General features: G+C 55.7%; 8 protein-coding genes, 7 tRNA genes and 1 rRNA gene. 6 read left to right on the top strand and 10 right to left on the bottom strand.

Features of this window, described 5'->3' with window-relative positions:
- Positions 1 to 344 precede the first annotated feature (344 nt).
- Together ACTQ33_RS01725 and ACTQ33_RS01730 are read left to right on the top strand one after the other, a co-directional pair.
- The gene (locus ACTQ33_RS01725) at positions 345 to 1727 is read left to right on the top strand and encodes a methyl-accepting chemotaxis protein (RefSeq protein ID WP_441461598.1); all 1383 of its coding nucleotides are present in this window, start codon (positions 345 to 347) and stop codon (positions 1725 to 1727) included.
- Positions 1728 to 1952: 225 nt separating this feature from the next.
- Entirely contained in the window at positions 1953 to 2957 is a 1005-nt protein-coding gene (locus ACTQ33_RS01730; protein WP_441461600.1) for a uroporphyrinogen decarboxylase family protein, read from the top strand.
- Positions 2958 to 3633: 676 nt separating this feature from the next.
- On the opposite strand, the gene ACTQ33_RS01735 is transcribed toward ACTQ33_RS01730, so the two are convergent.
- Positions 3634 to 4695 (bottom strand): uroporphyrinogen decarboxylase family protein, encoded by a 1062-nt coding sequence (locus ACTQ33_RS01735; RefSeq protein WP_441461602.1) that lies wholly within the window; start codon positions 4693 to 4695, stop codon positions 3634 to 3636.
- A gap of 22 nt (positions 4696 to 4717) precedes the next feature.
- On the bottom strand, positions 4718 to 6127 hold the full coding sequence (locus tag ACTQ33_RS01740) for an MFS transporter (protein ID WP_441461603.1): 1410 nt from the start codon (positions 6125 to 6127) through the stop codon (positions 4718 to 4720).
- A 223-nt stretch (positions 6128 to 6350) separates the two neighbouring features.
- On the opposite strand from ACTQ33_RS01740, the gene ACTQ33_RS01745 reads away from it, so the two are divergent.
- The 4 genes from ACTQ33_RS01745 (at position 6351) to ACTQ33_RS01760 (ending at position 11094) form a co-directional block, all read left to right on the top strand.
- The gene (locus ACTQ33_RS01745) at positions 6351 to 7916 is read left to right on the top strand and encodes a PucR family transcriptional regulator (protein WP_441461605.1); all 1566 of its coding nucleotides are present in this window, start codon (positions 6351 to 6353) and stop codon (positions 7914 to 7916) included.
- Positions 7917 to 8022: 106 nt separating this feature from the next.
- A complete protein-coding gene (locus tag ACTQ33_RS01750) occupies positions 8023 to 8487 on the top strand; it encodes an RNA polymerase sigma factor (RefSeq protein ID WP_441461607.1) in 465 nt (154 codons plus the stop codon).
- Between the two features lie 14 nt (positions 8488 to 8501).
- The gene (locus ACTQ33_RS01755; RefSeq protein WP_441461609.1) at positions 8502 to 9731 is read left to right on the top strand and encodes a hypothetical protein; all 1230 of its coding nucleotides are present in this window, start codon (positions 8502 to 8504) and stop codon (positions 9729 to 9731) included.
- A 496-nt stretch (positions 9732 to 10227) separates the two neighbouring features.
- Positions 10228 to 11094 (top strand): S-layer homology domain-containing protein, encoded by an 867-nt coding sequence (locus ACTQ33_RS01760; protein ID WP_441461611.1) that lies wholly within the window; start codon positions 10228 to 10230, stop codon positions 11092 to 11094.
- 117 nt (positions 11095 to 11211) lie between these two features.
- Here ACTQ33_RS01760 and ACTQ33_RS01765 read toward each other — a convergent pair.
- The 8 genes from ACTQ33_RS01765 to ACTQ33_RS01800 form a co-directional block, all read right to left on the bottom strand.
- Positions 11212 to 11287: transfer RNA gene (locus ACTQ33_RS01765), tRNA-Thr, on the bottom strand.
- Between the two features lie 18 nt (positions 11288 to 11305).
- Positions 11306 to 11381, bottom strand: a tRNA-Thr gene (locus tag ACTQ33_RS01770).
- A gap of 43 nt (positions 11382 to 11424) precedes the next feature.
- Positions 11425 to 11500 (bottom strand) — tRNA-Trp (locus ACTQ33_RS01775).
- Positions 11501 to 11528: 28 nt separating this feature from the next.
- Positions 11529 to 11605, bottom strand: a tRNA-Ile gene (locus ACTQ33_RS01780).
- 52 nt (positions 11606 to 11657) lie between these two features.
- Positions 11658 to 11733, bottom strand: a tRNA-Asn gene (locus ACTQ33_RS01785).
- Between the two features lie 6 nt (positions 11734 to 11739).
- Positions 11740 to 11855: ribosomal RNA gene (gene rrf, locus ACTQ33_RS01790) — 5S ribosomal RNA — on the bottom strand.
- Positions 11856 to 11930: 75 nt separating this feature from the next.
- Positions 11931 to 12005: transfer RNA gene (locus ACTQ33_RS01795), tRNA-Glu, on the bottom strand.
- Positions 12006 to 12165: 160 nt separating this feature from the next.
- Positions 12166 to 12241 (bottom strand) — tRNA-Lys (locus ACTQ33_RS01800).
- Between the last annotated feature and the right edge of the window lie 35 nt (positions 12242 to 12276).

A 12276-nucleotide genomic window follows, 5' to 3' on the forward strand; every position in this document is an offset into this window, starting at 1 on the left:
TGGGGATTCCAAAAAAACGGGTGTTTTGGGCGCACGGCCATGACCAGAAACAGCTGCCGGAAATTATAAACCATTCTTTTCCTTAACTTTTTGCGTCGGCCAGCCGATAATATTAAAAAGCGAACGGTCTCCAACGGCAACGCAAGGAAAAAGTACACACCGTGCAACAGGGCATTCCTACAGTTGGCAGATTGTAAGAATGCCCTGTTTGTATCCGACAGCAGCACGTCGCCCGGCTGCGTATGCAGCGCCGTCGTGTAACGGCTCGCTTTTGACACCGCATGATTCCCGAGTAGAAGACGAGATCCGTCTGCCGCTGTACCGACAGAAAGAAGAGGTAGTAGATGATGAGAAATGAGAAAATGCTGCGTTTGATTTCATACATCATAGGAGCCACAGTCGTAGTTTTTTGTGTCCTGTATCTTTTTAAGGGACGCTACACCAACGCGGCGCTCCTGTTTGCTCTGGGCGCGGCGGTGTTTATCCCCTGCCGCTTTCTGGCAACGGAAAAAACTGTAACAGCATTCTCCTGTTACAGTTTGGTGATGATCAATATTTTGGTGTTTGTCGCAACCACTCTGAACGGTACGTTCATTGTGGCCGTTCCGTTATATATCTGCGCAGTGATTATCAGTATCCTGTTTCTATCCGCCACGCTTGTGAAAGCCAGCTTTGCCTGTAGCGTGTGCTGCTACGGTTTGCAGATCATCATCATGAGCTATCAGCAGGGCGCACTGATTGCGGAGCCTGTCATTCTTGTGGAGTTGTGCGTGGCGCTGGTCATCTCGCTGATTCTGACCCTGTCCAGCGTAAAAGCCTGCAATACCTATTTGATGGAAGCGGAGGACGGACGGGCCGCAGTTGAAAAAACAGTTGCGGATTTGGACCAGAAGCAGGCCCAGACAGAACAGATGATGGAAACGCAGCAGGCGCTTCTTCGCCGGATTTTGGAGATCGCGTCGCAGTTGTCCACGCAATCGGATAATCTTGCCGGAAAGTCCGGCACCATGGCCTCCGGCTCGACGGAACAGGCCGCGTCTGTTGAAAATGCTCGGGCGGAGACCGCCGGCCTCAAGGAGAAAGCCCTACAGGTCAAAGAACTGTCCTCGCAGGCCAAAGCGGCTTCCGACGATATGGAGAAACGCATCGCCACAGGAAGCGAACAGATCAAGGGCCTTGTGAACGCTGTCGAAACCATCGGCGACAGCCTGAGCAGAATCTCTGCCATCAGCAAAACCATCAACGACATTGCGTTTCAGACCAATATTCTGGCGTTAAACGCGGCGGTGGAAGCCGCGCGGGCCGGAGCGGCGGGAAAAGGCTTCGCGGTTGTAGCCGGTGAAGTTCGCACTCTGGCGGCCAACAGCGCCAACGCAGCGGCGGAAACGGAGAGCATCGTGGCAGAATGCCAGCGGGTCGTGCGGGCCAGCAACGAGATTGCGGAGGAATCCTCCGTATCGCTGGACAATCTGGTCTGCGGCATTGGCGATTTGGCAAAAAAAATCGAGCGGATTCCTGTGGCTGCTGATGAGCAGGTCGTTCGGACCGAAGCCATCCAGCAGGACATGGAGCAAATTTCCGCTGTGGGACAAGATATGGCGGCCCTGGCAGAAGAGACGGCCGCAATGGTGGAGGAAGTATCCGGGTTGGCGAATCAGCTGAAACGCATGGCGCCCTCCAATGGCATGGACCAGCAGGCCCGACGCACCCCGGCAAAGCGTTCGTAAGGGGCGCATGCAGAAGCGGCCTCGGTCCAATCCGGCAGGCATTTGCGCAAATCCTATACTAAACTATAGGATACCACATCTTTTTTCTGCTGCCCATCCGTCAAACCGTCTGATCTGATGGATGCACCGTAAAACCGTTTGTAGAATTGCCCAATCCAGTGTTTCCATGGTATACTGTTGTTATCAAAAATGCACAATATCATTTGCATTGGAGGACACAGAACCATGATGACACCCAAGGAATTACTGCTGGAGACCCTCAAGCGCGACGGAAAGCCCGACCGGCTGATTCGTCAGTATGAACCCTTTGTCCCCATTATGAATGACCCCCTGCAAAAGTACACCCGCGGCAACCGCAAGCGCGGCGTGACGTCGGTGGACAAATGGGGCACGCAGATTCTGTTCCCCGAGGATGCCCCCGGTCCCATGCCCCATGTGACCGACGAGAACAAGGTCTGTCCCGACATCACCTGCTGGCGGGACACAGTGAAGGTGCCGGATCTGGTGGCCAACTGCTCCGACGGCTGGGAGGAGTGCCAGGCTTTCGCCGCCGCCGTGGACCACGACCAGTATCTGACCATGGGCTTTATGGGTACGGGCATTTTTGAACAGTGCCATTACCTGATGGGCTTTGAAGACACCCTGGTGAATCTGCTGCTGGAGCCCGACGACATGCACGATCTGGTGGACGCCATCGCGGAGTACCGCTTCCAGTATGCCAAGCTGCTGGTGGACAATCTGAAACCCGACGTCATCCTCTCCCACGACGACTGGGGCGCCAAGGACAGCCTGTTTATGAAGCCCGACGTCTGGCGCGAGTATTTCAAGGACCATTACAAGCGCATTTACGGCTATATGAAGGACCATGGCGTGATTGTCATGCACCATGCCGACTCCTTCTGCGAGCCCATTGTGGAGGATATGGTGGACATCGGCGTGGATATCTGGCAGGGCGTATTGCCCCAGAACGATATCCCCAAGATTCAGAAGCAGCTGGACGGCCGGATGGTCCTCATGGGCGGTCTGGAAGCCTCTGTGGTGGACCGGGCCGATTCCACGGAGGAGGAGATTCGCGCCGACGTGCGCCGCGCCTGCGACGCCTACGCCCCCGGCGGCCACTTCATCCCCTGCATCACCTACGGTCTCAAGGGAACCATCTTCCCCCACTCCGACCCCATCATTGATGACGAGATTTCCCGCTACAACAAAGAGCATTACGGAATCGGATAATGTACACAGACGGCGCCGCAGCTGCGGCGCCGTTTTTCTGCACAGCACCACCTCAAAAGGCAAAACAGTTAAAAGTTTTACTCGATTTTTTTCAAAAAATCGCAGGGGTCCAGGGGGCAGCGCCCCCGGTCGCCCCGCGCACGGGGCGAAATTCCCGCCCGTCGCAACGGGCGAAACACCCCAGCGTTCCAAAGCGCCATCCGCAGATGGCGCAATCCCCGGGACCGTCCATGACGGTCCCATGGTTCCCGCCGCCGCCCCTGTGGGGGTGGACGGCGGGGGCCATATACCAACCCACGAACACCGACGCACCAACACAAAGAACGTAGGACTGAATCAATGTGTACCACCGCCCGCAGGGGGTTACTATTGCGCCCCAGTGCGGTGAACAACGGTGCCCGGTACCGCACAAGAAGGCCGCCGTCCGCCACCCGCTAACGGGGTGGGGACGGCGGCCTTACGGCTTTGCCGTGGGGATTGCGCCATCTGCGGATGTCGCTTTGGGACGATTGGGAATTTCGCGCCGTGCGCGGCGCGACCAGAGGCTCTGCCTCTGGACACCGCAATTTTTTCGAGAAAAAATTGAGTAAAAGCTTTCTATTTTTTTCCTGTTACTGCCGCACAGGACAACAAGGGCGCGTTGCAACATTCGTTGCAACGCGCCCTAGCTTTCGTCTTATGCCTTTTCTGCCAACTCCAGATATTTGAGACGGCTGTAGCGATACAGCTCGTCAGCCAGATTCACTTCCCGGTCGGTCTTTTCATCCCGCAGGCGGCAGGCAAAGCGGCCGGTCATCGCCAGCTCATCCACCCGCTTGTGGATGTCCGCAATGGCATCCTCGGTGGACATATCGGCGGGGATGATATACAGGGCCAGCTGTGCCAAATCCTTTCCATACTCCCGCATGATGGCGGCCTTGTCGTTGGCGCTGTCCTGGCCCTCCCAGGCGTCGAAGCCCGCTTCAATAATCAAGGGCATCAGCGTCTTGATGCAGCCGCAGGAGTGCATGGCAATGTACATCCCCAGGTCGTGGGCGGCCTTGGTGACCTTCTGATACTGGGGCAGAAACAGCTCCCGGAACGTGTTGGGCGAGAAGAACGTGCTGATCTGGGTGCCCATGTCGTCATGGAACAGAATCATGTCGGCATTGTAATATTTCTTGGCAATTTTAATGAGCTCAATGTGCCACTCGGCCAGCTTGTCATAGAACGCCGTCAATTCCTCCGGCTCCTCCAGCAGATAGCAGAAGGCGTCTTCAAAGCTGGTCAGGTCCGCCAGCCGCTCAAAAAAGCCGTTGACGATGACGAAGTAGGAAAAGCGGTCCTCAGCAATGCGGCCCTTGTAGTTTTCCTCGTAGTCCTTCTGCCAGTCGATCTTGCTCAGGTCGGGGAACGTCAGTTCCTCCCGCCAGTTGGTCAGGTCGGACAGGGCGCGGGTGCCGGGTTTGACCATGGCCGCCTTGGTCAGGGGCTCATACTCCCACTCGATGCCGAACCAGTCCTTGCCGCCGTGGTTGCGGGCATGGGCGTCGGGCATGATATCGGGCTGAATGGCGTTGTTGTCCAGCGTCTGATTGGGTACCCACAGGGGCATCTCTCCCCGGAGCATCCGCAGCATATTTTCCTTGGGGGTAATGGGGTAATTGTGCTTCGGCACGATGGCGTCCGGCGCGCCGTAGATGCCGGGCATATTGTATTCACCAATGATTTCCAGTTCTTTTTCGTTAAAAACAGCCATGAATGGTACCTCCTAATGGATTTTAAGCGGCGGATTTTCTTGCGGCGATTTCATCCTGATACTGGATGACTTTCTCTTTGGTCAGACGGAAGCCGAAGAGCATCAGCAGAGCAGCCACCACCAGGGCAATGGCGGGGACGATCATAAAGGCCAGGCAGATGGCCTTTTCCAGCTCGGGGGCCACGTTGTTGAGGTCCACGGCGTCGGCCTCGAAGTTGGCCACGGCCAGACAGGCGGGGATGACGATGCCGCGGGCCAGGACGCCCAGCTTCAGGGGCACGTTCTGGAGGCCGGAGATCCAGCCGGTGGCGTTCTTGCCGGTCTTCCACTCGGCGTAGATGATGGTATCGGCATAGAGGGCAGGGGTCAGGGAGTAAGCCACGCCGTAGCCCAGCTGGGCCAGGGACATGAGCACGATGACCACATTGATGCTGCCATACAGGAAGTTGGCGGCCACCAGCACCACAGCCATGATGAAGAACATACTGATGACGGTATTGCGGGAGCTGAACTTCTTGGCCAGCGTCTTGGCGGCGTAGGAACCGACCACACAGAAGATGTTGGAAATCAGAATGTAAAATGCCAGCAGCTTGTCGTCGGTGTCCTTGGCGATGTACAGGAAATAGTAGGCAGCGGAACCGGCCACGACGAAGTTGAACAGGAATTTGGCCAAGTCTGCCAGCATCAGGGCCATCAGGGGGGGATTCTGAACGAGGGCCTTCAGCAGACCGCCCTTCTGCTTCTCCTGCTTTTTGATTTTGGCCTTGGCCGCGTCCACATCCTCCACGATTTCGTATCCGTCGAACATCTTGAAGTGGGCATAGTACAGAGCCGCCATAACGCAGGCCAGGACGAACGCCGTAGCGCCGTACTTGTTGGTCTCACCGACAATGCCGGCAAAGAAGGTGGCCACCACAGGGCAGATGTAGGAGAAAATGACTTTGGAGAAGTTGGCCCAGGCGCCGCGGGTGGAGGCCAGCTGGGCCCGCTCATCCGGCGTCTTACCGGCCACGGAGATCATGGCCACATTGGCCACATAGGGGAAGTTCCAGGCCACGTGGCTGGAGACAAAGGCCAGCACGACGATGACGGCGGCCAGGGGTTCGGGACCGATCTTGATAAACTGGAACGCATACAGGAAGGGGATGATCCAAGGGACCATGACCAGCCAGGAGCGGTAACGGCCCCATTTGCCGGGCTTGACGCTGTTGATGATGGCGCCGTAAATCCAGGACAGGCAGGCATCCACCGTGGTGGTGATGGTGCCGATCAGGGCCGCCGTGGCCGGGCTGAACTTGGCCAGATTGGTCAGGAATATCTGGAAGTAGTAGCTTTCCACGTTGCTCATCAGGGTAAAGCCGCAGTCGCCTACGCCGTAGAACCGCTTTAGAGCCTTGCTGAGTCCATTGCGTTTTTTGGTTGTTGTACTCATGGTGCGCCTCCTCTTTTTTTCCACAGCGAAGCCCTGGCCCCGCTGCAATTCTTGTCTTTTATTATAGAGGGTTCCGCGGCGGTTACAATCCGACAGCCGGGTGAATTCTGACCGTAGAAAACTGTACGGTTTGCTCCGGCGGAATTGGCACAGCCGGACTGTTCATATTGCGATACAGTTGGACCTGTGTTACAATTTACTTACGGTTATCAGGAGGTGTCCTATGCAAAGCGTCTACATTGAGCATCCGTTAAAGCGCTATCTGTTGAACATGCAGGTGTTGGCCGATGAACTGGAGGCCCGCCAGCAGGACCATGTGTTTCACAACCGCAATGAAACTCCCACTCTGACGGGAATTCGGTTTTACCGCCGGAGCCAACGGCCCCAGGAACAGTACGTCTATCTGATTTTGCCGGAGGACATGGACCGGGATTTCCGCAGCTATGAAAACGTCCATTTTATTGTGTTCGGCCGGACGGACCTGCACAATTTTTCCTTTTCGTCCTCCATTCTCTCCATGTCCGAGGACTGTGACCCGCTGGATGTCTACAATGGACTCCAGCAGATTTTCGAGAAATACAACCTTTGGTCCAAGACGCTCCAGTGGGCCCTGCAAAGTCAGACACCCCTGATCAAAATGCTGGAGGTCAGCCGGGATATTTTTGAGAATCCCATGTTCATCCACGATACGGACTTTTATATTCTGGCCTGTCCCCGTTGGGTGGAGGGGATGCTCCACTGGGAAAAGGAGCCCCGCACCGGCCGGGACATGGTGCCTCTGGAGCTGATCAACGAGTTCAAGCTGGACCAGGAATATCTGGGTACTCTGGTGGAGCGCCGCGTGGCCATGTTCTCGGCGGCCATCCGGGGATATCGGATTCTGTACGCCAACCTGTGGAACGGCGACCGGTACGACGGCCGCGTCTGCGTGGACGAGCTGGAACGGCCCCTGCGGAAAAGCGACTATCTCCATCTGACGTACCTCTCGGAGATGCTGGCTCTGAGCCTGTCCCACCAGAAGCTGCTGTGGCGGTCCCTGGACAGCGATCTGGACCGGTTTCTGGTCCAGGCCCTGGACGGCAGCAACATGGACTATCAGGACCAGCAGGCCCATCTGCGGTACCTGTCCTGGAATGTCAACGACACCTACATTGTGCTGAAAATCACGCCGGAGAGCGCCCAGATGGGCAATATCACCCCGGCGGGTCTCTTTGGGTATATCGAAGCCCAGATCACCGAGGGCCGCGCCCTGCTGTACCGTCAGGATATTGCCGTGGTGGTCAACCTGACGGCGGCCCAGACCACCACGGCGGCCATCCTCAGCAGTCTGGCCTATATTCTGCGGGAGGGCCTGTTCCGCATGGGCGTCAGCACGGAACTGACCAACTTTGCCGATCTCCATGACGGCTATACCCAGGCCAGCGTGGCCCTGCAATGCGGCAAATCCAGCGGCAGTATGCTTTGGTATTACCATTTTGAGGACTACGCCCTGGACTATCTGCTGGACTGCGGCCGCCGTCAGATTCAGCCCCGTCTTTTAGGCTCGGAAAAGTTGCGGCGGCTCCAGGCCTACGACGCGGAAAACAATACGGAGCTGTACCACACGCTGGAAGTGTATTTGCAGCTGGAACGGAACGTGGTCCAGACGGCAAAGACGCTGTTTATCCACCGCAGCACCCTCTTTTACCGATTGGACCGCATTCGGAAGCTGGTGGAGCTGGACCTGGAAAAGGAAGCGGAGCGCTTATATCTCCAGCTGTCCTTTCTGCTCAACCGCATGGAACCCTGAAACAGCAGCAGCCCGCCCTGGAACAGCAGGGCGGGCGATTTTTCTTTTTTGTTGCAACACTTTCCTGTTGCCATCCGTTATCTGTTCAGAAAGGAGGCAGGAACCCTTGTGGGAAGCGTTATACGAAGCGTATCAAAAAGAATTGTTGGCTTACGGCGCCCGCATGAGCGGCAGCGAGACTCTGGCGGAAGATTTGGTGCAGGAGACCTTTATCAAGGCCCTGATTCACGCCGATACGGTAACCGATTTGTCGCCCAGTCAGCAGCGGGCATGGCTTTACCGCACCTTCAAAAACCTGTTTTTTGACCGCTGCCGCCGGGCCGTTCTGGAGCAGGAATCGTTGCACAGCATCCAACCCCGGATGACAGAACCCTCTGATATCCATGCGGTTGAAACTGCCATGCTGCTGCAAACCGTTGCCCCACAAGACCGGGTAATCTTTCAGCTCCGCTATTTCGACGGCTACACCGCTCAGGAACTGTCCCAGATGCTGAACATCCCTGCTGGAACCATCCGTTCCCGGCTGTCCCGCTGTCGAGCATACTTGAAGGAGCAACTACAAGAAAAATGATGGAGGAATAGACTATGGCAAAAAAACTAATGGTCAACTGCGCAATCTGTGACGCCAGGACCTTACAGGCGGAAAACTACGCCCACTACGAGACAATTACCATCCACAGCGCCACCCTGCTCACCAGTCCGGATGGAAAAGCGGCCTTGAGCCGGCTGCCCGTTGTCCTGGACTGTGCCAATATGGTGGAGGTGGCGGAGGATGCCGATTTGCGCACCATCAATGGCAGCCTCGAAATCCATAGCCGAGATGCCGTTTCCCCATCCAAATATTATCTGATGGTCAATGGCGTGTTGACCATCCACCCCGGCACCGAGAAGCAGCTGGAGCCGTGCGTGGGCATCGCGGTCAACGGTTCTCTCACCTGTCCGGAAAGCATATATGCAGCGCTCACCAACGTCAGTGTAAACGGTTCTACCACCTGCTATCCCGATGGGGCCATCGTGCTCAAGCGCAATGCAGTGATCGACAAGCTGTTTGCCCTCCGGGCGAAACACAGCCTGTACTGGTCCGCCAAACGGATGATTATGGTGGACCCCCAGTTGGATGGCGCCGCGTTGCGCAGCAAAGGCGCTTCCTTCTGTGCACAGGAAGTGATCCTTGCCCAGTCCAAGGTGGAGGAATTGGTGGACCTGATTGAGGAACAGGCCCAACTCATCATCGTCCCGGACCACACAGCCGTCGTGCTGGATGATATTACCCTGGACGAGACCACCTTGGAGCGCTACGGCAAGAAGCTGTATGTCATTGGAGATGTGACCGTACCCGAACAGGGCGATGCCTGGACCGGGCTGGAATACCTGAACGTTCAGGGAGACATTACGGTGCCGCAGGAGCACAAAGACGCTCTGCTTTCCGTTTTGACCGAGATTTCCGGAGACGTGAAACTTGCACGGCCCAAGGGTGCCGTCCTGAAGGATAAGCCCTATGTCAAGATTACCAAATGGATGTTGGAGCAGCAGCCCGCGGGTCTCCAGGTCAGCGATTGCGCCGTCGTACAGATTGCCGATGACATTCCCAAACAGTGGATTGTGGAGCGGCTGCACATTGCGGACTGCGCCATTGTGAAGTGCAGCGAAGAACTGGAGGATGCTGTGACCATGATCAGTGCGGATGTGGGGCGCATCGGCGGCGTTGGCGGCGAAGAGGACCAAGGGATCGGCAATACCATCAGCGCTGTCCTTGGGGGTATCAAAGGTGTACTGGACACCAAAGTCATCAACGCAATTCAGTATGTGCTGTAATGGTACCCATCCAATATAAGCACGAAACGCAACTGGCATAAACGTGTACAAGGCCCTCCGGCTGTGCCGGAGGGCCTTACTTGCTGCTGGTTTCTGTTTTGGACGCAGCAAAAAGCGCGGCCTGGTACCTACCAAACCGCGAAATACCGCTTGCACTCTGCGACAACATGGGCTAAAATAACAGTAAGGCGAATAATAAGGGCAGGCCATGAGGTGCTGCAACACCCCATGACCCTATGCAGGAGACAAGACCTCCCACACAGCAAGAAAACTTGCGCCACGCTCATTATACCGATTCTCCCGGCGTTTTACAAGGGATTTTCTCTATATGGGTTTGTGTGCTGTTGGGCTGTGCAGGGAATTTCCATACCTGCACGGCCTTTTTGTTCGCCCCGCAGAAGCCCGCGGGGGCTGGAATTTTTCCGCCCCCTGGGCCGTTCTGCCGGGCAGCATCCGCGCACAAACCCGACTTTTTCAGGAAAGAGAGGAATTTGGTATGAAGAACTGCAGAAGAATGGTTGCCGCTCTGTTGGCCACGCTGATGTTGACCAGCATAGCGCCCGCCGCCCATGCGATGGAAGAGGAATGGGGCAAGGTCAACCACGTTTACCATCCAAACACCCCTGCCGAGACCTACACGCATGCCTATACTGACGTCACCCCCGGCGCATGGTATTACGATGCCGTTATGACGCTGACGGAAGGCGGACTGCTTGGGGGCTATGGCGGCGGCAAGTTCGGGCCTGATGACAGTCTGACCCGTGCGCAGGTAACTATCCTCCGCTCCAGACTGTACGGACAGAACGTGCCCAGTGATGATTGGGGCTTTGAATACAAGCCGCTGCAAGACAAAAATACGGCGTCCCGTACCTTCGCCGCCATTACATTTATGTGGCAGATTGACAGACTGGGTGGCACGAAATTCTTGACAGAATATGAAACTGCCCTTGTCAAAGACGCCGGAAACGGACTGTGCTACAGTATCTCTTCCAATGGTAAACTGACTTTGGGTTCCATGTGGGGCACGGTCTATGACAACTGGAGAGCCGCTCTTGCCGCTGGTAAGAACATCGAATACCGTGACTCCATCGATGACTTCCCCGACGCTGACACGATCCACCAGTGGATTGACGAAAATTACCAACTGATGGCGGCTGCGCTGTCCATGTCCGGCACCAAGGAAGAACTCACCGCCCGCTGTGAACAGTTGCTCCTTTATGCCTATAACCTCGGCATGATTGGCGGCGTGGACAACATTGGCACCCTGGACCCCTACGGCAGCTTGACCCGTGCGCAGGTCAGCCAGATGTTGTTCAACATGGGCTGGACGTACACCGGCGCCATTAATTATATGCACAGCTAATCGTCACCCAGCACGCCCCGTCCCGGTCTCCGGGGCGGGGCGTTTTCTGTCCAAAAAGCCTTACTAAAAGCGTAACGCATGAAAAAACCGCTCAAATCCGAAGATTCAAGCGGTTTTTGGAGCTGCTACCCGGATTTGAACCGGGGACCTCATCCTTACCAAGGATGCGCTCTACCGACTGAGCTATAGCAGCATATAAAGTTTTAAAAAGTGGAGCTGCTACCCGGATTTGAACCGGGGACCTCATCCTTACCAAGGATGCGCTCTACCGACTGAGCTATAGCAGCATCAAATTTCCTCGGATAAGCCAGGCAAAAGCCTGGCTATCCATGGCAGGGGCAGAAGGGATCGAACCCTCGGCCTACGGTTTTGGAGACCGCCGCTCTACCAGCTGAGCTATACCCCTATCTATTACAACGCCTTAGCCGTTTCATTGGTGGGCCTTCAGGGACTCGAACCCGGGACCGACCGGTTATGAGCCGGTTGCTCTAACCAACTGAGCTAAAGGCCCATTGTAAACAGAATTGATGCCGCCACCGCCTGGTGACGGCATCAACCTTTTTTGGCTCCCCCTGTTGGGCTCGAACCAACGACCCCATGATTAACAGTCATGTGCTCTACCGACTGAGCTAAGGAGGAATAGAATGTTGGCATTACCTATTTTCCCGTGCAGTCGCCCGCAAAGTATTTTCGGCGCAAACGAGCTTAACTTCTGTGTTCGGAATGGGAACAGGTGGACCCTCGCTGCAATCAACACCAACTATATATCTGTTATCGACTTCAGTCGAGAACATTCTTATTTTATCATTTCTTCTTATCGTTGTCAAGAAGAAATTTGGTGACCCGTACCGGATTCGAACCGATGTTAACGGCGTGAGAGGCCGCTGTCTTAACCACTTGACCAACGGGCCATGTGCGCCTTTAGTCGGAATGTAATGCGACATGCCAGTGGCATGTTGCATCATTCCGAGTCCCTGTCCAAGAAGCCGAGCCGCTAGGCGATGGCTGATTGGATGTTGGAACATCGATGACGCTATCATCAACATTGTACTTTCGTACAACGCTAATTCCTGGTGCACCTTCAGGGACTCGAACCCGGGACCCACTGATTAAGAGTCAGTTGCTCTACCAACTGAGCTAAAGGTGCATTTCCCTTTTTACGGGCTTTTTCAGATACACCCT

Origin of the sequence: Candidatus Avoscillospira sp. LCP25S3_F1, assembly GCF_052117125.1 — a bacterium.
Classification (GTDB): domain Bacteria; phylum Bacillota; class Clostridia; order Oscillospirales; family Oscillospiraceae; genus Avoscillospira_A.

Coding starts and splice junctions, on each gene's coding strand:
- ACTQ33_RS01725 (WP_441461598.1), top strand. CDS start 345: ATGATGAGAAATGAGAAAATGCTGCGTTTGATTTCATACATCATAGGA.
- ACTQ33_RS01730 (WP_441461600.1), top strand. CDS start 1,953: ATGATGACACCCAAGGAATTACTGCTGGAGACCCTCAAGCGCGACGGA.
- ACTQ33_RS01735 (WP_441461602.1), bottom strand. CDS start 4,695: ATGGCTGTTTTTAACGAAAAAGAACTGGAAATCATTGGTGAATACAAT.
- ACTQ33_RS01740 (WP_441461603.1), bottom strand. CDS start 6,127: ATGAGTACAACAACCAAAAAACGCAATGGACTCAGCAAGGCTCTAAAG.
- ACTQ33_RS01745 (WP_441461605.1), top strand. CDS start 6,351: ATGCAAAGCGTCTACATTGAGCATCCGTTAAAGCGCTATCTGTTGAAC.
- ACTQ33_RS01755 (WP_441461609.1), top strand. CDS start 8,502: ATGGCAAAAAAACTAATGGTCAACTGCGCAATCTGTGACGCCAGGACC.
- ACTQ33_RS01760 (WP_441461611.1), top strand. CDS start 10,228: ATGAAGAACTGCAGAAGAATGGTTGCCGCTCTGTTGGCCACGCTGATG.